Consider the following 21,567-nt stretch of genomic DNA (forward strand, 5'->3'; position numbering starts at 1 on the left):
AGAGCTCCCGAGGTTCATGCGCCAAGTCGAGGAGGGCGTCCGCGACGTCGCGCTGGAATGGGACGAACCACCCTGACTTCCCCACACTGCCAGGACCGGCCAAACCGTCCGCATCGGCCTCTCGCGGCGCCTTCTGCCCAGGCAGCCCGGTTCCATGTGGCGAGTGGCCGAACGTCACAGTCACCCAGTCGGTAACGCGTCGGTCTCTACCATGATCCTCATGATTGGCGGAGGCAAAGACCCGGCGGCAGTTGCTCAAACTCTCACCGTTGCGGCGAGCGTTGTGGTCGACGGGAAGTTCGACCCTAACGCATACCCCTATCAGCATCTAGCGGTAGTGCGGGTCGGCAAGATTGGCACGCCTGACAGCCAGATTCCCCTCGTCATGACCGCCATCGAGATTCTAGGCGGAACTGGGTGGGAGTTGGTCAGCTTCACGATCGCCCATCGCACGGTCTGCGCTGTCATGCGCCGCTCCCGACGCTGATGCGATTGAAACGGCCGATGTTGACGTCGACCGTCAACGCGACCCGCAACCCAAGCTGTTGACTGCCCACTCTGCCGCCATCCCCTGATAGATGCCGCGTCCTTCGCGTCCCGCCCGGGGGCCAAGGGTGGCCGGAGGCCATCGGCTGCCGACGCGGAGCGCCCTTGAGGGCGGGCGGGAGGCGTTGGAGACTTCCGGCGCCCGGGGATGGCGTCGCCGAGGTCGGCTACCGCAACCGCGTTCTCGCCCGAAGGTGGAAGAATTCGGTTACCGGACGGGAGGGCTGGGAGAAGGGCGCCAAGGTTCCCAATGTCGTGTTCGGCGTGGACAAATTGGAACCGGAGCTCTTCCTCGACCTCAAGACCGGCGCCGCAGGGCTCGACCCCACCTGGTACAAGAAGCTGCAGAACCCACTCCCGCCGAAGTTCCGGACTGTTCCGGCGATCGCGCTTCGTTGCTGAGAAGGGGATGATCACGTGCACGTCGGCAGGTGGGAAAAGGCGGTCGACGCGTACCTGCTGCCTGCATTGGGTGAGGGCTGGCGGGCCGCGGACGGCCATCTGGTGCGGGGACCGGTCGGGTGGACCGCCCAGACGGTGGTGCCGCTGCCACCCCTGCGCCGACGACCCACCTTCAAGGTGGAAGTAATCGTCTGGTTGCTCGCGGTGCCAAGAGCCGACGGCTACACCTGCTCACGCCAGCTTGAAGGGGTGTTCCCCGAGCCGGACACGGTGGCCGGTTACGAACCGGTGATGGCCGACATCCGCGACGCCATGCTCCGGGAGGCCGTTCCGTTCCTGGACCGCTACGGAGATGTCGACGGCTTCCTCACCCACCGACGGGAGAGGGAAGCCCGCGAGGCGGAGCGTGGTCTGACCGGACCGGACATCATTGCGGCCGAGGAACTCGCCTACCTTGCCGTGATCCGCCGTGACTGGGAAGCGGCTCTGGCCGCGGCCGCGGCCGCCGAGGAGGCCGCCGAACTGAACCGTGCCAGCCCGGACCCGGCCCCCTTGGAGGACGAGATCCTCGAACGCGTCCGGGCGGTGATCGCCCTCGGCCCGGACGGCGCCCGCGAAGCCCTCGCCCGCAACGCCGCCGCCACCGCGACCGCGTTGTCCCTGCCCTACGACATGTAGCCCGTGGAGTTCCGCCCCGGCTAGGCCGGGTGCGGGCTGCTGGTGCTCGCCGCGATGGCCGTGACCTGTTGAGTGCTCTCCAAACGGGCCCGCACCCGCCATGCGAGGCGAATCCGCCCCCGCACTCCCCCCAACGGCGGACAGCAGCAGTAGCCCGCGCAGGGCATTTAGCCGATGTTCTCGTTCATCTGGTCCGCGTACCGGCCGCGTGCCCAGGGTGCGCTGGCTGGAGCCGCCGTCTTGTCGGTCCAGTGCGCTACGATGCCGACCGGAGTCAGGACGCGCACGCTCCTCGCCGCTGTTACGAGCCGCCCACGCCGGCCATGTGACGTCGCCGGCCACGGTCCCTCGTGGGCCCGCGTAGCTTCATCCGCCTCTGTTCGTCTGCGTTCATGCAAGCGGACTGCGTGGGCGTCCGCGCCGAAAGGGACGCCGAACATGCCCAAGAACAGCAGCGCGGCCCGCCGTGAACGGGCCCGCAGACTCGCCGCTGCCGAAAACATCAAGTACACCGCAGCCCTCCGGCGCCTCGATGAGCAGCGTGACCCTGGTAGGCCGGAGTACAAGGCGGCCACCGGAGAGCCGTACATCGTGGCCGACCGACTCGGCACCGACCCGGCACCGGTGCGGATGTTCATCCGCGACCATTGCGCCAACTGTTTCGCCGAACTGTTCCCGGAGACCGAGGGACTGTTCTGCAGCGAACTGTGCCAGCAGACCGCCGCGCTGGTCCGGTACTGGAGGCGCATCGTGTGCGACGGGCGTAGCGCACAACCCACGGTCCAGCGGGCCCTGCAGGTCCAGATCGCACACCTGCTCGCCGGGGGCTACGCCAAGAACGCCCGTCGGCTGCCGGCCGGCGTCAGAGCCCAGGTGATCCGCCGTGCCGAGGGATGCTGCCAGAGCTGCGGAGACGCCGGAACCGAGATCGACCACATCGACGGTGACTCGCCGCGGCTGGCCAACCTGCAGCTGCTGTGCCCCAGGTGCCACCAGGGCAATACCGCCTCGCGGAGGATTCCCGCCACCGCGGATCAGGCGGACGTGATCGACAACCTCGAAGTGGAACGGGTGCAACCCGCCGAACCGACGCTGCTGTGCGACGACGAAGACCGGTGGCCGGATTTGTCGAGACGCCTCGATCGGGCGCGTCACAACGATCTGGTGCAACAGCTATGCGACATGGAATGTGACCCGAGTGACTTTCCCGAGCTCAGTTGGGCTGAGCTGTGGCAGATGGCCCGCGAGAACGCCGACGACGAGTGGGCCGAACGCCTGGAGGAGCAGGCTTCCCATCCAGAGGACTACGACGGCGGGTACGGCCCCGGCTCCTACTTCGCGCACGCTATGGCGCGGAACTGAGGAGCGGGCTCGTGGATGATTTGACCCAGAAACTCGCCGTGGTCACGGACTTCGCCCACGAACACGCCATGCCTGTGGTGCCCGCAGTGCTGCAGCAGAGCATCGGTCCCGACGCGTGTCTCGACGACCTCGACGTAGAGGACTTCCTCGACCTGGCGCACCAGCTCAAGGCACCGGCCTTGTACCTGTTCGTGCCCCGGCCGGAGTCGGCCGATCCGCCCCGAGAACGGCATAACCAGCCCTATCACGTCACGATTGCCTTTGTCGCCGGCGGTGTATTCCACCACTGGCAATACACCGCCTCGTGGTACCTCGAGTGGCAGACGCTGGTCGACAGCCAACGCCCGAGCGTCGTCTCCATCGTCGACTCCCTGCTCGAGATGACAGGCTTCCGCGCCACGAAGCCCCGTGACCGGCGACGGTTCGCCCAAGCGCATCTGCCGGCGGGCATCGACGAGTATGTCGGTCGTGACGCCGTAGACCAGGCGTTGCGCCGTATCGAGGAAATCAGCCAGGTTCACTACGACGACCTCAACGGGCATTATGACGATTTCGCGGCGCGGCTACTCGACGATCCGGCCTATCAACGCGCCGCGTCCCCGGCAGCCCGCAAGACCGCAACTGAACAGTTCCTCACCGCGTGTACCGGCTTCTTTCCCCCAACCGCGGCTCGCGACGAGCTGTACGCCCAAGCCCGGAACCTGACCAAGACTGGGCAGAGGTCACGCAGGCAGTCCTAACCCTCGGGTTCTAGGGCTCACCGGCCAGCCCGACGACATCCCGGCGCAGCGCGAGGTGAGTGAGGGACCTGCCCAACAACTGGTCACAACACGAGGATGTCCCCGGTTTACCGCGCGGTAAACCGGGGACATCGCGGCCGACAGTCGTCAGTGCTGCGCGAAGCGAGCAGAGAGCGGCTGGACAGGTCCGGCTTGGCGACCCCGGTGCGCAGGTTGTCCGGCACCAACCTCGCTGCGACACCGTCGAAATAGGCGCCCGGCCGCGCCCTGCCCGGAGGGCCCCGCGGCAGTGATCACCCTCAGCGGGGCCGACGCCGCATGTGCCACCCCTGTGCCCGCGACGCCGATGCACCGCCGAATCACCTCCGAGTGTTCCCGAATTTCTCTGTACTTGGATCAAGGCGCCGCTGACGCGGCGCACCGTGGCGCGCAAGCCGACGCGCGGGGGTTTACGCGGCCCGGCCGGGCAAGCCCCAGCGCCGGAATCCGCACCAGCACCAGCACCGAACTTGATTGAGGCCGGTCGGGCAGGATGGGCGAGTGACGCCGAGCCAGCACCAGAACCGTATGGGCCGCACCGAGCTGCACGACGCGGCCGCGATCGGTGACGTGGCCACCGTCCGCTCTCTTGTAGCCGAAGCCGTGGGCGTGGACGCCGCAGACTTGGCGGGGTGGACTGCCCTGCACTTCGCCGCTCAGGCTCAGGCCGCCGCCGTAGCCGATGAACTCCTTACGGCCGGGGCGGCTGCCGACAGCACCGACGAACACGGCAACACGCCGCTGTGGCGGGCGGTGTTCTGCTACCGAGGCGATCCCACGACCCTGAACCGGCTCGTGGCGGCAGGCGCTGACCCTGATCGTGTCAACGCCCATGGCGTCAGCAGTACAGGCACCGCGTCGGACGCTGAGATCCGGCACTGCACTGCGAATGGGACATAAGACCCTGGTAAATAATGGGTTCAGGTGGGTTGTGGGTGTCGGGCGAGGCGGCGCGTCATGATGATGATCATGGCCCATTGGACCATTGCGGCGTGATGCTGCGGGAGGCGTTCGTAGTCGCGGACGGTGCGCCGGCAGCGGTTGATCCAGGAGAACGTTCGCTCGACCGCCCACCGGCGGTGCAGCACGACGAAGGTCGTCTTGAGCTTCCCCCGCTTTGATGGAGCGGTGGTTACCTGCCGCCGGCTGGGGCAGGGGTGACGATATCGGGCTCGCGGTGGTCGGCCTGCTGGGTGTGCCAGGTCGTCTCGTACTCGTCAGGGCTGAGGTAGCCGAGTTCTCGTTGGATGCGGCGGGTGTTGTACCAGGTGTCGATGTAGGTGAACAGCGCGTTCTCGGCCTCGTCGCGGGTCCGCCAGCTCGTGCGGTAGACCAGTTCGACCTTCAGGATGGACCAGAAGCGCGTTATCGAAGCTGTCGCCTACCGAGCCCATCGAGGGCAGGATCCCGTTGTCCTGCAAGCGCTGCGCGAAGCGGAACGACGTGTAGTTCGACCCTCTGTCGCTGTGATGTATCAACTCACCATCGCGGACATCACGCGACCAGATCCCGTACTCCAGGGCGGCCAGGATGAGGTCGGTGTCGCAGCGGTCGGAGGTCTTCCACCCGACGATCCGGCGGGAGAACACGTCGCGGACCGCGGCTAGTCAGAACACTCCCTCACCGCACGGGATCCGGGTCGCGTCGGCCACCCACAACCGGTTCGGGCCGGTCGCGGTGAAGTCCCGGTTCACCAGATCCGGCGCCGGCGTCGCCGCCGGGTCCTGCCGGGTTGAGCCGCCGCGCCAGCCGCGCCGCAAGTACGCGCCCTGCCAGCCCTGGGCGGCCATCAACCGCTCGACACGTTTACGGCCGACCCGGATCCCGTCGCGGCGTAGCTGCTGGTGCACTCGATCCGCGCCGTAGGTGTGGCCGGACGCTTCCCAGATCTCGTGGATGTTGCTGAGCAGGCCGAGGTCGACCAGGTCCCGGTCGCAGGGCCGTTCGGCCTGGCGGATCCACTGGTAGTAGGTCGACTCGCCGATGTTCAGGACCCGCAGCAGGAGCGCGACCGCGTACCGGTCACGGTGTTGGTCGATGAACCTCATGACCGTCGCCGGGTCGGGTCGAGCTCCGAGGCGAAATAGCTGGAGGCCGCTCGCAGGATCTCGTTGACCCGACGCAGCTCGGCGACCTCTTGCCGCAGCCGCCGGTTCTCCTCGGCCATCTCCGTTGTGGGCCGGTCGGTGCGTTCACCCGCGTCCGCCTCGGCCTGCCGGATCCAGTTCCGCAACGCCTCAGGGTGCACGCCCAGCTGCTCGGCCAGGCGCTTGATGACCGGTTTCGGATCCGACTCGCGGTACAAGCGCACCGCACGCGCTCGAAGCTCATCGGGGTACTTCTTCGGTGCCGCCACAGATACTTCCTCCCCATGGCCATCAGACCATGATCAAGAAGCTCCATGAAAGCGGGGGGAACTCATCTGCCCGGCGAGCTTGGCCACGATCTGCACCGTCAGGGCGAGGTGGGCGGCGGCCCAGCCGACGAGTTTGCCGGCGTAGCCGGAGTCGGCCCATACCTGCCGGACCGTCGGGAAGCACCCGTGGAGTGCCCAGAGCAGGGGCTTCGCGCCGTCCCGGTCTTGGGTGTGGGCGCCGGTGACCAGGATCGCGAGGAGCAGTCCGCAGGTGTCGACCGCGATATGCCGTTTGCGGCCGTTCACTTTCTTGCCCGCGTCGTAGCCGCGGCTGGTGGCCGCGACGGTTTCCGCGGCGCGCAGCGACTGGGAGTCGATCAGCGCGGCGGTGGGCTGCGGGTCGCGGTGTTCGAGGTGTTTGCGGACCTGTTCGCGCAGGCTGTTGTGGATTCGGTTGACGGTTCCGTCGCGGGTCCAGGTCTTGAAGTAGTGGTAGACCAGCTTGGGGTGCGGGAAGTCTGCGGGCAGGGCGTCCCATTGGCAGCCGGTGCGGTCGAGGTAGCGGATCGCGTCGACGATGTCGCGGCGCGGGTAGATGATCGGCCGGCCGCGGCCGGTACCGGCGGGCACGTACGGGGCGAGCACGGCCCATTCGGCGTCGCTGGTGTCCGACGGGTAGTGACGGGCTCGGGTGGTGGGCAGGTGATCGGCGAGGGTGGCCGGGGTGGCAGGTGCGGCGACGCCGGCGACAAGGTATACAGACAGGGTTGGGCCTTCGGTCGTGCTGGTTTAGTCACCTCGCTCGTATCCGAAGGCCCTTCCTCATGTCACGCCGCCACGCCGCATCCAGGCATGGGCATCGATATTCAGTCCAACGCGGCCGCCCGGAACCCCTTATTTACCAGGGTCTTACGTCGAGGGCTCCTGGCCCCGGATCACCGAGGGATGTTCCGTGCTGGCGGGCTCGAACCACGAACGAATCCAAGCGGACCCGATCTTGCCGAGCGGGCCGGGCCCTGGCCACAGCTCCCGCCTTATCAAGAGGCGTCGAGCGCCAGGGCTACCAAAGGAGTCGCGACAAACCCGACCCGCTCTGATCCCATTAGGGCTACCAAGGCGCTCGCGGCAGCGTGCGCACCCCCGTTCAAACGGCGCCGCTACCGACCCAAGCTGTCACGACGGCAGAAGGTCGTGAACCGCGCCCACGCGAAGATCCGCGCCCGCGGGGAACGCGCGATCGCGACGCTCAAGACCTGGAAGATCCTGGCCAAGCTGCGCTGCTGCCCACGCCGCGCCTCCGCGATCGTGCAGGCCATCCTCGTCCTGCACTGCATCGAGTCCGGCCGCTACGCAGGATGAAACAGGCTCCGTGGATGACCCGTTTGTCGACCGCGTACAGCTGCCGCCCGCCGATCTGCGGGTTCACGTACATCCGGAACAGGTTGCGGTAGTTGTCCAGCGTGGTCTCCTCGACGTCGAGTTCACGCTCGGAAAGCCAGCCGGCGAGTTCCGCCGCGACACTGCCGTCCGCACCGATCGCTGCCTCCCCGTACGCCTTACGCGCCTCGGATTCCGCCTTCTCGGCCTCGGTATCGGTGCGGAACCCGCGTCGCTTGTACTGACGGCGCTTCCCGTCATCGCCGACCGGCAGGTCGATCACGAAGTACCAGAGCGTCTTTCCGCCTGCGAGTTGGTACGAGCCGATGGTCATCGAGGACACCTCCGTGGTCACACGAGTGGAGCGCTGACATCGACGCTAGCCCGCCCCGTGACCACGCCTGTGACCACAAGATCCAATAAAGCGATCTTGAGAGAACGATGAGCGTGAATTGAAAAAGCCGCTGACCAGGACTTTCGTCCTTGCCAACGGCTTGAAAAAGCTGGTCGGGCTGACAGGATTTGAACCTGCGACCCCTTGACCCCCAGGCCGTTGGGGTAGACGTTTCCGCACGTCAGACCCGATGCAGCCTGTTCAGGTACGCGTGACCCGACGCAGGTCGGGCAACGTCGCGCACGACGTGTGGTCCCCAAGTGGTCCCCGAGCGGTTCCCCGGCCCGTCCCTCCAAATGAGGGACACCCCCACCCTCTCCCTGTCCCAACCGTTTCCGCAGTTCACGGCCTGTTGAGGGACACGAGGGACACAACCAATGCGGTCACCGCGCTGGGCGGGCCATGCTACTTGGGTGAGTCACTGACAACGGCACCTGCCTGTAAGTCAACCTCCGGAACAGCCGCCACCGCTCGCGCGTAGCCGCGCACGACGTGCGGTCCCCAAATGGAGCCCCACCGGCACTTCTCCCGCAGCTGGGCTGTGGTCACCTCCTCCTACGGCAAGGTCGGCCGTCTTGCCTGAGCAGGCCCCCTGAAAGGGTGAGGGCGGCGCACCGTCAGTCCACAAAGGTACGGTGGCAGCGTGACTGACCCCGTGACAGAGGGTGGCGAGATCGCGGCAGCATTGCGCACGACGGCGCTGGCGGGCCATCGCACGGAGGATGGGCTGGGTGCCACGTTCGAGCTCGACCTTGTCGCCGGCCTCGAGTGCGAGCGCGGCATCGCACCTGTCCACATTGCGGCGGTCGGGGGTCCCCGATGAGACCGCCACACAAGCGCCGGCGCCTGTGGCCTTGGGTGGTGCTGACCGTACTCGGGCTCATTGGCCTGAGCTGGCCGTGGCTGGCCAGAGCGGCGGCGGCCTACATCCGTGTGGACCTGGCGACTCGTGACCAGATGAGCAGCGTGGCCGGGTTCTGGATAGGCGTGGCTGCGCTGGCGACGGGGATCATCCAGCTGGTCCGCGAGGGACGGAAGGAAGCGGCGGCGAATACGGTGGCGCCGGTTACTGCGGGCATGTCGTCGCTGACCGTGCCTGATCTGATGCCCGGCGAGCGGGTACGCGGCCGGGATGCACTCATCGCCGATCTGGTCCGCCCATACTGGCGGCGCCTGATCCCGTGGCGGCGACGGGTCCCGCGGCGGGTCCGGGTACTGCACGGCATGGGCGGGGCCGGCAAGTCCGTTGTCGCCGCCCACGCTGCCCGCCAGCTCGAACAGCGGGGCGTTACGGCCTGGTGGATCTCCGCCGCCGAGGCCACCGAGCTGCAAACTGGTCTCTGGCAACTCGCCCGTCTTCTCGGCGCAACCGTCACTGAGCTGACCACCGACTGGGCGACCAACGCCCCTGACGTTCTCTGGCGCCGACTGAACGGATACCCGGGGCGGTGGCTGCTGGTCCTGGACAACGCCGACGACACCCGGCTGTTGACCGGCGACAGTGAACCGGTCTGGGCTGGGCGGGGCTGGATCCGACAGGTGCAGACTCCTCGCGGCATGCTGCTCATCACGAGCCGCGACGGCGACCGGGACACATGGATCACCGACACTGGTCATCGCACGACGCGCCGCACCCCAGCTCCGCAGAATCAGCTCCGGGGCGCGTGGTCCCAGATGGACAAGGTCGACATGCTCGCCCCGGCAGAAGCCGCCCAGGTCCTGTGCGACCGCACGGGCCCTCATGCGGGCACCCTCATAGAGGCCACCGAACTCGCGGAGCGGCTCGGCCAGCTCCCCTTGGCCCTCGGGCTGGTCGGCAGGTACCTCCACGACGCGCAACAACTGCCCCTGGCAGGCGCGATCACCACTTTCACCGCCTACCAAAACGCCTTGCGGGCCGACGGCGTGGCCGCGGTATTCGATAGACCGGGCGGCGAGCTGACCCCAGCACAGGCCCGTCAGCTCATAGACCGCACCTGGGAACTGTCCCTGGACCTCCTCGACGACCGCAGCCAACCCCAAGCACGACCCCTGCTACGCCTGCTTGCTCTGCTCGCCGACGCTCCCATTCCGTGTCACCTCATCGACACCCAGGTCCTAGCCGCCTCGACGTTGTTCGCTGACCTGACCGTGAACCGGCTCAACGGGCTATTGCGGGCGCTGACCGGCCTCGGCCTCCTCGAGGCCCTGCACACCGGTGCCAAATCAACACCCCGAGAGGTCAGCATCCATCCACTTATCCGTGACGTCAGCCTGCAGCATTTGCACGACAGCGATGACTACACCGCATCACTCGAGCTCGCCGTTCGCTTGATCGACAACGCCACTACCGATGACCCCACCGACCCGATGACCTGGCCTACCTGGCGTGCGTTGGCTCCACACGCCCTGCACCTGATCAGCGTTTTCGAGAGCACGCCCGCTGCCCAACAGGACAGCATCGAGGCAGCCGCCCACGCAGCCCGGAAAGCCACCGAATACCTGGACGCCACCGGCCTTTACGGTGAGGCCCGCGATCGCGCCTGCACCATCCACCGCATCTGTCAGCGCCTGCTCGGTGAAGTTCATCCAGAAACCCTACGAATCCAGGTCAGCCTCGCCCACTGGACCGCACACGTCGGCGACGAAGCCGCGGCCCGCGACCAGCTTGCCGCGCTGTTCCCGGTCATCCAGCGAGCTCTCGGCGTCAACCATCCTGACACTCTTGCAACCCGACACAGGCTCGCTCACCTGACCGGTGCGTTGGGTGATGTGGTGGCCGCCCGCGACCAACTCGCCGCGCTGCTACCCATCCGCGAGCAGGTCCTCGGCGCTCTACATCCCGAAAGTCTCGTCACCCGGTCTGGGATGGCCTTTTGGACCGCGAAGGCCGGTAACCCGGTTTCCGCTCGCGAGCAATTCGCTGCGCTGCTGCCCGCCCAGCAACACGTTCTCGGCGCCGCCCACCCTGACACGCTCGCCACCCGAACCGGGTTGGCCTTGCAGACAGGGGACGCTGGTGATCCCGTTGCCGCCCGCGATCAACTCGCCGCGCTGCTGCCCGTCCGCGAACGGGTCCTCGGCACTGCCCATCCTGAAACCCTCATTACCCGGGCCTTTCTGGCTCGGTGGACCGGGGAGGCCGGCGACCCCGAGACTGCCCGCGACCAGCTCGCGGACCTGTTGCCCGCGGTCGAGCGGGTCCTCGGCACTGCCCATCCCGAAACCCTCATTACCCGGGCCTTTCTGGCTCGGTGGACCGGGGAGGCCGGCGACCCCGAGACTGCCCGCGACCAACTCGCGGACCTGTTGCCCGCGGCCGAGCGGGTCCTCGGCACTGACCACGCATATGCCCAGGACATCGGAAATGAACTCGCCCGCTGGAGCCACACGTAACCGCAGGCAAGAATTCGGCGCCCGCTGACCGTGCACCACCGACTCACTTGCGACTACGAACGCGACCCAGCGGTATCCGAGGCACTCATCCGCTGGGCGCCAATCAACGCTCATCCATCTCCGATGGCTTCGGCGGGTTTATCCCGCCCCTTGGGCCAGCAGGGCTTGGGTCAGCCCCGTCTTCGAAGCGGACGCCTAAGCCGCACGCGTGTGATCGCCACAACTGGCACCTAGTCGTACCAAGCTCCCGGGCAAGACCGCACGACCCCCAGGTCGTTGGGGTAGGTGTTTCCGCACGTCACACGCGGTGCAGCCCGTTCGGGTGCGCGTAACCTAACGCAGGTCGCGCATGGTCGTGCACGACGTGTGGTCCCAAAATGGTCCCCCAACCCGTCCCGGGCTGCACTCTGCAATGGAGGGACAGCGTCACCCTCCCTGTCCCCGGCGCTTCGGCAGTTCATTGTCTCTCGGTGGACACCAGGGACAGTCCACCGCGTCCGGTGTCGTCTGCCGTGCCTTCAGCCGTTGCCCTCAGCGCGGTGACCACGCCTACTTCCTGTCCGATAGGGAAAGGTAGTGGCTGGCCGTAAGCCCAAGCCAGGATCCGGGTGGAGCAGAGGAAATTCGAACCCGTGACCCCCACACTGCCAGGGGCACTCGACCATTATCGCCGAGCTGCGGATCCCTAAGCAGCGGAAACCTAGGCCAACTGTCCGGACTCCCCCATGCACCCTCGTGATCACTGGCTGATCTGGCACGAGCCGGTCATCCGTCCCAAAGCCTGCCGGCCTTGCCGCACGTTCTGTCCGCTCGGCCTCCCCATCACTGGATAGGGTCACGACGCGCTTGGGCCCCCGACGACGACCGGACAACTGACGCCTCGCCACTGATCGAACGGCCCACGCCTTACGGCTACGCGCGGACCATCGCTCATTTTCCGTCAGCAGACGGTTTGTTCTACCGTTTACGGCTGGACAACCGGGCATCGAGGACGCAGAGGACGACATATCGTGCCATCACGGCAGGAAGACCCCAAGCCGGGACCCTACCGTGGACGAGGTGGGCGGATCTTGCGGCATTCTGCCAGCAAGGCCCCCAAGCCCAAGCCCGCCACGTACGAACCGCCGCCTGCCGACGACTGCACCGTGGACGTCTTCCAGACGTACCCCACAGGCAGTGACAACGATGGCCAGATGCTCGTTGTCCGTATTTGGGTATACCGCGCCCTGATTGTCGACTTTGCGATTAATCAGGTCATCGAGGTTGATGGATCGTGGAAGGATGTCGCAAGGATCGACTGCTGCGGCGGCACGGTGCACCGACACCAGTTCGACAAGGACGGCAACGACTTGATCGGCCACAAGCTGATCAGGGAGATTCCTCCGGACGCAGGAGGGGAAGTGGTCAATGAGGCCTACAAGGAAGCCCTCGCCGTGATGCATGATGAGTATGACGACAACCTGAGGAGGTGGCGTGGTGACGATGCGTAACCCCGAGCGTGAAGCCACGTTCGAGTTCAGCAGTCGTCTAGCCGACGCGTCGTTCCGAGCGATCCTGAGAGATCATGGCTGCAGTCAGGTTCAGGACGTGGTTGTCACTCTGGATGACACCCCTGTCGTGGACGTGCTCGATCGAGTCTTTACGAAGACCCGATCCCCCGCCCTTGTGGCCGTAAGGCGCCCAACCGAGGATCTTGGCTTCGTCTTCTTGGTCGTCAAGGCCGATGCAGGCCCGTCGAAGGAACCTTCAACGGTGCCCCGCGACGTCGAGTCGTTGAGCGACCACACGACAATCGGCATGCTGTACGACACCATACCCACTGCTCATGGGGCCACCTTTGCGATTGGTCGCCATTTCCGCTACAGCTTTGAGTCTGTAGGTCCTGAGCTGATTGGTGCCTAAGCACAACACGACGGACACGGACACCGCGGCTAGGCTCACACCAAAAACCCTGGTAACAGGGTGAGCCTAGCCGCGGTGTCCGTCATTTTCACCGCGACGCGCGGGTCGCGGTGCCATCAAGATTGCCTTGACTGCCACGACATCGGCCAGGCGCGAGTCGGTGACCGGCGCCGAGGCGCGCGACCTGATGCGGGCAGGACACCGGCCTGCCCTTCTGTCCCGGTCGGGCCTCCGCTAATGGCCTGACAACCCCTGACAGGCGGACGGGATGCCACGACACCCGGACGCGGCTCCGGCAGAGGCGCCGAGTCAATCGGGCAAAGCTGGCCAGTGCATATTCCCTGGTCAGGACCCCACCAGCCCGCGGAACACCGCTATGCTCTCCGCCGTGACACGGACCTCACCAGTGCCGCCGCTCGACATTCCCGCGCTGTTCCCCGGCATCAGCGCGTTCGCAAAGACCGCGACGCGGCTGCATCCCCGACCGGGCGAACCGGGTATCTCGGACAGCCACGTCGGTGGCATGCTGCTCTGGCCCACGGCCGAACCGTGGCCGACCTGCCAGCAACCGCACGTCGTAGCAACCAAGAACCCAATCCCGCGCGAGCTCGCTCAGCAACTCAGAAGGAACATGAGTCCCGCCGTGATGGCCCAGCTCGCCGCGACGACGCCCGGCTTCTCGGGCATGGAAATCAACGACGACGGCGCATTCATCCACGGCTCCACGACCGTGACCCAACCGACCCCGCTCGTGCCAGTCGCCCAGCTACGCGCCACCGACATCCCTGACCTGCACTGCCCAACGGGAACCGACATGCTTCAGGTGCTCTGGTGCCCCAACAACCACAGCGACTCCGACGACTTCGGCCCCGCCATCCAGATCCGCTGGCGCGCGGCGGACACCGTCGCCGACGCATTGCCCGCGGCACCCCCGGCCGAGGCCCACCAGGAGGAGTACCTGCCGCGGCGGTGCGTGCTCCATCCCGAGCAGATCGTCGAATACCCCTGGTGGCAGGAACTGCCCAACGAACTCGGCCGGCAGGTCGACGAGTTCGACGACAGCCGCAGTTACGGCGAAGACTCCTACTACTCTGTCTCGCAGGCTCCCGGCTGGAAGGTCGCGGGATACACGAACTGGGCAATCAGCGACCTCAAACCGATGAACTGCACCGAATGCGGCACATCAATGGACCTCCTGCTGACCATCGACTCCACCGAGTCCATGGGCACCGCCTGGCTACCGGTCGAGGACTCCCACCTGCAACCCGACCGTACGGATCCCGCCTGGATGGCCGCACATGAACCCACCGGCATCTCTGTGGGCCGCCACAGCCAACTCCGGATCTTCGTATGCCCGACCTGCCCCGGGACACCGATCCGACCAAGCTTCCAGTAGCACGCACGGCGCCCGCCCCGGACCGCCTACGCCGAGCCTCCACGCCAGCTTCGTCATCGAGAAGTCCTTCGCCGCCGCCGTGTCGGACCGCAGTAGGCGACGAGCGTCGCTAGACCGCACGACCCCCAGGCCGTTGGGGTAGGCATTTCCGCACGTCAGACCCGATGCGGCCCGTTCAGATGCGCGAGACGACACGCAGGTCGCGCGCAGTCGCGCACGACGTGTGGTCCCCAAATGGTCCCCAAGCGGTCCCCCACGTTCTTCCCACCGATTGAGGGACACCTCGGCCTTCCATGTCCAAGACGTTTCCACAGCTCACGGCTTGTTGAGGGACACCAGGGACAGCAGGGACACCACCTATGCGATCGTCGCTGGGAGAGACCCCGTCTGCGCCCGGTAGTACGCTTTGGGAGTGACCACAGACGACCGAATCAAGCCGCGCCAAACCGCCGCACAGCGCTTGGCGCTAGCGCTTGGCCGTCCGGCGCCTGAGTCGCTGACTGCCGACGAGCTTGCGGCGCTTGAGGCCGCGCAGGACCGCGCGGATGCTGAGGCCGAGCGAGTCTGGGGCGTCCGGGGTCGGGCTGTTGCGTGAGGGTCCGACCTCCGCGAATCCTGGACGCCTCATCGCTGGTCGACCTCTTCAACGGTCACCGCGAACTTGGTGAGTTGCTGAACCAAGCCGAGGCCGGATGGTTGCAGCTCCTGATGCCCACCACCGCGATTGCCGAGGCCGAAGCCGCGTTGAACGCCGGTCGCATTGGCTGGGATCCGATCCTGCTGACTCCGGGCGTCCAGTCTTTGCCCTTGACCGAGCACACTGCCATCGAGATCGGCACATGGCCGGGCAGCCTTGCCGCGCGGCATGTCGTCCACGAGGCCGCCGCAGTGCGCGGGGTCGTGGTGACTCGTTCACCCGGAACCTATGACGGGCTCAAGGCCTCCCTGCTCGTCGTCTGACGCCCTCGCGTCGTGGTCACCTCCGCCGAAGCCGATCGTTGATCCCGCTCGGCTCCGGTCGCCAACCTTGTTCGGCCGCCGGCGCCTAACTCACGAACGGGATGGCAAAACTCAAGGCGACTGCCAGCATTCCCACGATGCCGAGCACTACCGCGGCGACGGCAGACTGACGCCGCATCGTGCGATCATCACGTCGGCTCGGCGCCTTACTGAGTCGCCGCCCAGTGATCGCTTGATAGCCGTTCAACCCGGCCAGCACCAGACACAGGGCACTAGCGATCCGCAGCACAAGACCGAAGATGCCGTCAATGTCCACTGCCTCAGTATTCCCGAACCACCCGCGCCCGGACGAAACGCCGTTGACGTCTACCTGCTCGTCGTCTGAGACCGCACGAAGTCCTTCTGACCCGCACGACCCCAGGCCGTTGGGGTAACGGTTTCCGCACGTCAGGCCCGATGCCGCCCGTTCGGAGCCACGTGACTCCACGCAGGTCGCGCAGGGTAGTGCACGACGTGTGGTCCCAGATGGTCCCCACGGGTCTCCGGTTACACCTGCGGTGTTGGGACAACCCGACGCTCCCCGTCCCCGCCGTTTCACAGCTCATTGCCTGCGTACCAGGAACCAACTCGCCAGAAACCTTGCTCCTGAAGGGTGTCAGCCAGTTGGCTGCGGGTCCCCCATGGAAATCTCCCACTTCTCCCCGTCAAAGTCGAGCCCTACTTGATCCGCAATCTTGTTACCAGAGGCATCAGTGGCGGTAATGTCAGCGCTCGGTACCGTGGCGGCAACCGTCTCCCGCCATGTAGTTTTGACGTTTAACCACGGCCGATTTCCTATCGACTTGACCTTCTCGTCAATCACGGGGCGCGCATCCAGTCGCGGGTTACTCAGTTCCATCAAGCGTTTGCGGTCCCCTTTCTGCATCGCGTTCATGTAATCTTCGAGGGCCTTCATCTTGGCGACCTCAATTGGCGACGAACTTGCCGAGACTTTAGGCAAGCTAGGTTCCGCCTGCGTACATGCGGTCATGGCAAGCACCGACAACACCGTCGCTGCGAACGCGATCCTTGATACTTTGAATGTCAACCTTCACCTCATTCGTAGCGCCCGCCGCGATGACCCCGGTGACTTTGCCATCCGGCGCGGCGAACAACCTCGACCGTCCGTACAGGATTTCGTCACGAGGTCGCTCGAGACCGCACGACCCCCAGGCCGTTGGGGTAGACGTTTCCGCACGTCACGCACGATGCGATCCGTTCGGGAGCGCATAGCCCCACGCAGGTCGCGCATGGTCGTGCACGACGCGTGGTCCCCAGATGGTCCCGATCGATCCCGGTGGGCGTCACCCCAGATCGTGGCGGTGGCCGGCACAGCGTGACCACCCGTCCGGTGTCGTGGTGACCCTCGGGGATACGCGCCGACCGGGCTGCGGGAATGGCAATACTGCTATTGGCCTCGACTGGTCCACAGTCGCTCCGTGCCAAGTTGAGCGCTGCCGCCGCTGCCCCAGCAGCAGGACTTGGTGTCGCTACCTACTCCACAGGTGTGGGACCAACCGGCGTCAACCTGGGTAAAGCCCACCGGCCGGGCGGCCTCTGCACGCGTCACCAGCGTCAACGAGGCGTGGACCCACAGTTGCGCCAAGCTACCGATGCATGGGTCCGCGACCATGGCGATCTATGCCGCACGTCGAATCGTGCCACTTCCCATTGGTGTTGCGGACCGGCCCGATATCGAGCCGGTCCGCAACACCACGCAATCGCGACGCCCGGTGGACGGCCGAACGCTAGATCCCTCGGTTATTGGCCCAGACCGCCAGGTTTCCTGGGGCGTAGACCACCACGTTCCGGTCGTCCTGGATGGTGAGCATGCTGTCGGGCCGGTTTGTTCCGGTGGCCCAGACAGCGCGGTGGCCAGCTGCGTAGACGACGAAGTTGCCGTCCCGTTGCGCCTCGAACGTGCTGGCACCCACGCCCGCCGTGTTCGATGCCCACACCGGGGTCCCACCGTCGTACTCGACCAGGTTGCCATCGCCCTGCATGACAAGTACATACCGACCGTTAGCGCTGACGAGGCGCTCGTTCGGGAACAACATCTCTCCCGGGTAGAGCCTGCTGCGGTTCACCGGCGCCCCAGACGTGAAGAACGAGGTCTGACCCGTGCGGTCGATAAGGACATAGCCACCCTGGGTCGGAGTGATCGTCACGATGGGACGGGTCGAGCCGGTTTGGCCGAGTGACCCGACGAACGGTGCAGTCCCGAAGGCGAACACACCGCCATCGCGTCCGGCCAGCCAGTACCCGCGACCGCCAGGCGCGGCGCTAATCCCCACAACAGGCCCATTCATGGGCTTGCCGACCATCGAGCCAGCGAACACGGCGTCGCCGTAGGCGAACACGCCGCCGTCAGCGGCGGTAAGCCAGTAGCCCCGACCGGATGGGGTGGCGGCGATTCCCACGACGGGCGCGTTGAGCGGGCTGCCGCCCATCGAGCCGTAGAACAGGGCGTCGCCGTAGTTGAAGACGCCACCGTCGGCCGCAACCAGCCAGTAGCCCCGACCGGACGGGGTACCCGTGATCCCGACCACCGGACGGTTGAGTGGCTTGCCGCCCATCGAGCCCGCGAACACGGCGTCGCCGTAGTTGAACACGCCACCGTCCGCGCCGACCAGCCAATACCCGTTCCCAGAAGGCGTGGCGGCCATGCCGACCATGGGGGCATTCAGCGGTTTGCCGCCCATCGAGCCGAAGAACGGCGCACCGGCGTAGGCGAACACGCCACCGTCGGAGGCGACAGTCCACTGCTGCTGGCCGAACCCGGGCCGGATTGCCCCACCAGTGACCGGCACCACCGTCATAGTGATCGAGATACCCGGCCCGCTCATCCAGGTCGTACCTTCGACGACCGGCCGGTACGCCTCTCGGACGGTCCGCGACGCGGAGGAATCGACGGCCTCCGGTGCAGTGATGGGGAACTGGAAGGTGCCCTGGCCGCCCGGCGGTACAGAGGCCTGCGGCAGGCCCGCGGGCCGAGTCGGTGACACCCAGCCGGGTGCCTGCAATGTACCGGTGTGATCACGGGGCTCGTCGGTGCCCAACCGAACCGGGTTCGTGCCGCCCGGGGTCCATGTGGTGTTGCCAGCGTTGGCGAGGGTCATTGTGACGGTGAAGCGTTGCCCGGGCCGGGCATGGCCCAGGTCTACGGGCTGCCCGGAACTGTCCACGACCTTCTGTGACACGACGTTGTACGCCCACAGCTGAGTCGTTGCGGCCACCGCGGCACTGGGGCCGGACAAGCCGGCGGCGTTGACGGCCCGCACCGTGTAGGTGTGCGTCGAACCGCTGGCCAGACCCGACACCGTCACCGCGGTGCCGGACGTGGACGCCACCTGAGTGGTGCCTTCATAAACGCGGTAGGAGGTGGCCCCAGCGACCGTGTTCCACGCCAGTGAGATCGACGAGATCGAGGTACCGGTGACCCGTACCCCTTGCGGAACGCCAGGTAGCGGCACGGCTGGGGGTGTCGGGGTGGTCGGCGGTGTCGGGGCTACCGGTGCGATGTTGCCGCCCGAGGCGAGGCCTGAATTAACGTACAAGGAGACAGCGTAGTCGGTCCGGTTGAGTAGCCAACCCGTCTCCTTACCCTCTTTGCAATCCGCCGACAATGGCCGCGAGGGAATCGTCGGAACCGTGTAGCCCGGTGCGTTTACTGCGTACGTCCGGCAGATCGGATCGAACCGGCCGACGCCCGGAGTCAGAGCAGTCGGCAGTTGCCCGCCGTTGGAGATGAATCGCCTGAGTTCGACGGACTGTTCATCCCTGACCACCTGGTTGTTATTGGCGTAGACCGTGATTCCTGGGAAATCGGAATACGTCACCGTCGCACGTTTTGTGCCATCACAACTTAATTTTTCGTGCAACGCAAACCAGATGAAGGGGGCGTCGTAGCCCAGCACCGCATATTGGGCCACCCGGTCGGCATATGCGATCCGGGCTGCGGTTCGAACACTGATAACCACCGATTTGTGATCCGACGCCTCGATGTAGACAGGTCGAGCCGACGCGAAATCACCGCTGAGCCCGGTGTTGCTCGTCGGTGACTCCGCCGCAGCATGGAGTGTCGCTACGCCTGGAACGACATCCTTCGTATATCCGGGACTGTTCGTGGCGGATCCTGCCGTAGCGATGGTAGCCACGGTCCCGTCTAGGCACTTCAAGTCGTAACTTGGCAGGGTCGCATACCCCCGGTATTCCTTGAGGCCGACGAAACTTTGCCACCCGCCTTCCCCGTTGAATGAACTCGGTGGGAATTCGTTGGAAGAAAGGTTGAGCGCAGTGCAACTCCCCGTCGCCGCACCCACTCGGTCCGCCAGCGTCCGGCCCGGAACTGGAGACAAACCCATGACCTCACTGAAACATGTAGCGGGGTCAACGGGCCGGAGCGTTCGGACCACCTTAATGTCGCTGCTCGTGATATGGGTTTCGGTCGCCGCCCTAGCCTCACTCGGCGAGATCTGCCCCCCAAGCACTCCGACCATGAGGATGGCGAGCAGGAATGCGCGCCTCGGGACTCCAGCTCGTAAAATCCTTCTCATATTTGACTCTTTCGGCGTTATGATTAACTGCATTGATGACGGGTGCGCCCACGGGCGATGCCCGCTTCAACTAAACGCGAACGAAGAGTAATGATATTTATGCTGACGCCGATCCGCTGCCGAGCCAGATTGACTAGACTTGCGACGCGCTGAACCATCCCGGCAGTGGCACCGAGCCCCCGGTTGGTCAACATTGCATCCGATCGACCTAATGCGACAGCCTCACTTTCGTGATCAATAACTGATGGTAGTTTCACGATCACTGTAGGTCTCTAGGTTGCGTGCGCACTGCGGCTCTGCGTGGTGAACGCGTCACGGACGCTGGGGTACCTGCGTGTTCGGCAACCATGTACTGGTGGCTCTGGGACCGTTTCAGCCGTGTTTGTTCGCCTACCGATTGTCACCGCTTAGGGTGTTACCGACCGTGCTGCGACGCCCTTTATCATCCCCCCGCCGGTAGCACTATCAGGAAACCGGTGCGGCCGTATGTTCGCCAGCCTCGGCATCCGCCTTTGTCGGGTACAAATACACGACGACCTCTAATAATGATCGTCCAGCCTCGACATCAGTTGCCCCTGGAAACCTCGTCATGCCATCAGTTTCGACGGTCACCGAGGGCCGCAAGCGCCCGCGCCTCAAAAGTGTGCAGGTCAGCGATACACCCAAGCGAGTCGCCGTCGGTCATGCCCCTGGCAGCCGGCGTTCCTCCCACTCCGAATGTGGTGTGGGATTGAACCGCTGACCACCTCGATGCGAACGAGGCTTCGCAGCACTGGGTAGGCCCGATCACGACCGTTTGGCCTGGTCACGGCCATCGGATCGCCGACGATGACCGCGCCTAACCGCACCACGCCCGTGCTCCCCGCTCCCACTTCGCTCCCACTCCCCCGGCGCTCGGGCCACCCGGCCCGTCTGGGGGCCTGCCTGGCGGCGAGGATGAAGATGCCGGGCCGCGGGTCTCAGCCGATTACCGTTCCTCTATTCGGATCGCGCGATTGCTGTACCGCACGATCAGTTCATGGTCGGCCGCGCACCACACTTCATCTGTCGGGCGGTTCGCTGCCGCGGCGACCCATTGGCAAACGTCCGGGAGTGCCGCCGCGAGAGGGCCTGTGATTTCGTGGCGGCGGCCGGAGTCCACGGCCCAAACCCTCATGAACAGGCTGCTAGCGCGCGTTCTGTCAGCGTGCCTCGCATACCGGCTCACGGGTTTGCCGTACCAGAAGACCTCGATGATGTTCTGTGCATCAGCAGACAGAGGGCGACCGTTAGCGGGCACGGCAAAGACGAGGCTGCCCACCTCGGCGTTGGCATCGCGAAGGGCCTGCCCGACCAGGCTTCGGCCAAGGGGATAAGACGTGCCCGGCCGTAGGCCGGCCTTGCGGTAGTCCCACCATGGCGGCGGCGACTTAGGCATGGTGATCACGGTATACCGAGGTGACCGC

General features: G+C 65.8%; 22 protein-coding genes and 2 pseudogenes. 13 read left to right on the forward strand and 11 right to left on the reverse strand.

Annotated features, from left to right (window positions below; all coding sequences use genetic code 11):
• The first annotated feature begins 211 nt into the window (after nucleotides 1-211).
• The 6 genes from ACMCNK_RS09135 (at nucleotide 212) to ACMCNK_RS09160 (ending at nucleotide 4,667) form a co-directional block, all read left to right on the forward strand.
• Nucleotides 212-487: a hypothetical protein gene (locus ACMCNK_RS09135; protein WP_412735966.1), complete on the forward strand. Its 276-nt coding sequence runs from the start codon at nucleotides 212-214 to the stop codon at nucleotides 485-487.
• Nucleotides 488-810: 323 nt separating this feature from the next.
• Entirely contained in the window at nucleotides 811-948 is a 138-nt protein-coding gene (locus ACMCNK_RS09140) for a hypothetical protein (protein WP_412735967.1), read from the forward strand.
• A 15-nt stretch (nucleotides 949-963) separates the two neighbouring features.
• Entirely contained in the window at nucleotides 964-1,626 is a 663-nt protein-coding gene (locus tag ACMCNK_RS09145) for a hypothetical protein (protein ID WP_412735968.1), read from the forward strand.
• A 438-nt stretch (nucleotides 1,627-2,064) separates the two neighbouring features.
• Complete coding sequence (locus ACMCNK_RS09150; RefSeq protein WP_412735969.1) at nucleotides 2,065-2,988, forward strand: HNH endonuclease; 924 nt, start codon at nucleotides 2,065-2,067, stop codon at nucleotides 2,986-2,988.
• Between the two features lie 11 nt (nucleotides 2,989-2,999).
• Entirely contained in the window at nucleotides 3,000-3,728 is a 729-nt protein-coding gene (locus ACMCNK_RS09155) for a hypothetical protein (protein WP_412735970.1), read from the forward strand.
• A gap of 540 nt (nucleotides 3,729-4,268) precedes the next feature.
• A complete protein-coding gene (locus ACMCNK_RS09160; RefSeq protein WP_412735971.1) occupies nucleotides 4,269-4,667 on the forward strand; it encodes an ankyrin repeat domain-containing protein in 399 nt (132 codons plus the stop codon).
• 20 nt (nucleotides 4,668-4,687) lie between these two features.
• Here ACMCNK_RS09160 and ACMCNK_RS09165 read toward each other — a convergent pair whose 3' ends face one another.
• The 6 genes and pseudogenes from ACMCNK_RS09165 to ACMCNK_RS09190 form a co-directional block, all read right to left on the reverse strand.
• A complete protein-coding gene (locus tag ACMCNK_RS09165) occupies nucleotides 4,688-4,969 on the reverse strand; it encodes a transposase (RefSeq protein ID WP_412740789.1) in 282 nt (93 codons plus the stop codon).
• Complete coding sequence (locus ACMCNK_RS09170) at nucleotides 4,900-5,136, reverse strand: IS3 family transposase (RefSeq protein ID WP_412740790.1); 237 nt, start codon at nucleotides 5,134-5,136, stop codon at nucleotides 4,900-4,902. The genes ACMCNK_RS09165 and ACMCNK_RS09170 overlap by 70 nt, the downstream gene beginning before the upstream one ends.
• 19 nt (nucleotides 5,137-5,155) lie before the next feature.
• Nucleotides 5,156-5,359, reverse strand: a pseudogene (locus ACMCNK_RS09175) (DDE-type integrase/transposase/recombinase); the annotation flags it as partial.
• Between the two features lie 15 nt (nucleotides 5,360-5,374).
• A complete protein-coding gene (locus tag ACMCNK_RS09180) occupies nucleotides 5,375-5,815 on the reverse strand; it encodes an IS3 family transposase (RefSeq protein WP_412735972.1) in 441 nt (146 codons plus the stop codon).
• Entirely contained in the window at nucleotides 5,812-6,123 is a 312-nt protein-coding gene (locus tag ACMCNK_RS09185) for a transposase (RefSeq protein WP_412735973.1), read from the reverse strand. Before ACMCNK_RS09185 ends, ACMCNK_RS09180 begins: the two co-directional genes overlap by 4 nt.
• Nucleotides 6,124-6,156: 33 nt before the next feature.
• The gene (locus ACMCNK_RS09190) at nucleotides 6,157-6,888 is read right to left on the reverse strand and encodes an IS5 family transposase (protein ID WP_412740791.1); all 732 of its coding nucleotides are present in this window, start codon (nucleotides 6,886-6,888) and stop codon (nucleotides 6,157-6,159) included.
• A 341-nt stretch (nucleotides 6,889-7,229) separates the two neighbouring features.
• Here ACMCNK_RS09190 and ACMCNK_RS09195 point away from each other — a divergent pair.
• A pseudogene (locus tag ACMCNK_RS09195) lies at nucleotides 7,230-7,482 on the forward strand (transposase family protein); the annotation flags it as partial.
• Here ACMCNK_RS09195 and ACMCNK_RS09200 read toward each other — a convergent pair.
• Nucleotides 7,370-7,834 (reverse strand): Arm DNA-binding domain-containing protein, encoded by a 465-nt coding sequence (locus ACMCNK_RS09200; protein ID WP_412735974.1) that lies wholly within the window; start codon nucleotides 7,832-7,834, stop codon nucleotides 7,370-7,372. The pseudogene ACMCNK_RS09195 and the gene ACMCNK_RS09200 sit on opposite strands and share 113 nt — an antisense overlap.
• 703 nt (nucleotides 7,835-8,537) lie before the next feature.
• Here ACMCNK_RS09200 and ACMCNK_RS09205 point away from each other — a divergent pair.
• The 6 genes from ACMCNK_RS09205 to ACMCNK_RS09230 all read left to right on the forward strand — a co-directional run bounded on the left by ACMCNK_RS09205 (nucleotide 8,538) and on the right by ACMCNK_RS09230 (nucleotide 15,527).
• Nucleotides 8,538-8,717, forward strand: coding sequence for a hypothetical protein (locus ACMCNK_RS09205; RefSeq protein ID WP_412735975.1), 180 nt, complete (start codon nucleotides 8,538-8,540; stop codon nucleotides 8,715-8,717).
• 38 nt (nucleotides 8,718-8,755) lie between these two features.
• Complete coding sequence (locus ACMCNK_RS09210) at nucleotides 8,756-11,269, forward strand: tetratricopeptide repeat protein (protein ID WP_412735976.1); 2,514 nt, start codon at nucleotides 8,756-8,758, stop codon at nucleotides 11,267-11,269.
• Nucleotides 11,270-12,339: 1,070 nt separating this feature from the next.
• A complete protein-coding gene (locus tag ACMCNK_RS09215) occupies nucleotides 12,340-12,759 on the forward strand; it encodes a hypothetical protein (RefSeq protein ID WP_412735977.1) in 420 nt (139 codons plus the stop codon).
• The gene (locus ACMCNK_RS09220) at nucleotides 12,743-13,171 is read left to right on the forward strand and encodes a hypothetical protein (RefSeq protein ID WP_412735978.1); all 429 of its coding nucleotides are present in this window, start codon (nucleotides 12,743-12,745) and stop codon (nucleotides 13,169-13,171) included. The genes ACMCNK_RS09215 and ACMCNK_RS09220 overlap by 17 nt, the downstream gene beginning before the upstream one ends.
• A gap of 388 nt (nucleotides 13,172-13,559) precedes the next feature.
• Nucleotides 13,560-14,567: a hypothetical protein gene (locus tag ACMCNK_RS09225; RefSeq protein ID WP_412735979.1), complete on the forward strand. Its 1,008-nt coding sequence runs from the start codon at nucleotides 13,560-13,562 to the stop codon at nucleotides 14,565-14,567.
• A 669-nt stretch (nucleotides 14,568-15,236) separates the two neighbouring features.
• Entirely contained in the window at nucleotides 15,237-15,527 is a 291-nt protein-coding gene (locus tag ACMCNK_RS09230) for a hypothetical protein (RefSeq protein WP_412735980.1), read from the forward strand.
• An 85-nt stretch (nucleotides 15,528-15,612) separates the two neighbouring features.
• On the opposite strand, the gene ACMCNK_RS09235 is transcribed toward ACMCNK_RS09230, so the two are convergent.
• From ACMCNK_RS09235 to ACMCNK_RS09250, 4 genes are all read right to left on the reverse strand, one after another.
• Entirely contained in the window at nucleotides 15,613-15,843 is a 231-nt protein-coding gene (locus ACMCNK_RS09235) for a hypothetical protein (RefSeq protein WP_412735981.1), read from the reverse strand.
• Between the two features lie 339 nt (nucleotides 15,844-16,182).
• A complete protein-coding gene (locus ACMCNK_RS09240) occupies nucleotides 16,183-16,566 on the reverse strand; it encodes a hypothetical protein (protein WP_412735982.1) in 384 nt (127 codons plus the stop codon).
• Between the two features lie 748 nt (nucleotides 16,567-17,314).
• Nucleotides 17,315-19,546, reverse strand: coding sequence for a fibronectin type III domain-containing protein (locus ACMCNK_RS09245; protein ID WP_412735983.1), 2,232 nt, complete (start codon nucleotides 19,544-19,546; stop codon nucleotides 17,315-17,317).
• Between the two features lie 1,543 nt (nucleotides 19,547-21,089).
• Nucleotides 21,090-21,539, reverse strand: coding sequence for a hypothetical protein (locus tag ACMCNK_RS09250; protein ID WP_412735984.1), 450 nt, complete (start codon nucleotides 21,537-21,539; stop codon nucleotides 21,090-21,092).
• Nucleotides 21,540-21,567: the final 28 nt, after the last annotated feature.

Origin of the sequence: Krasilnikovia sp. MM14-A1259 (genome assembly GCF_047159535.1) — a bacterium.
Taxonomy (GTDB): Bacteria; Actinomycetota; Actinomycetes; order Mycobacteriales; family Micromonosporaceae; genus Actinoplanes.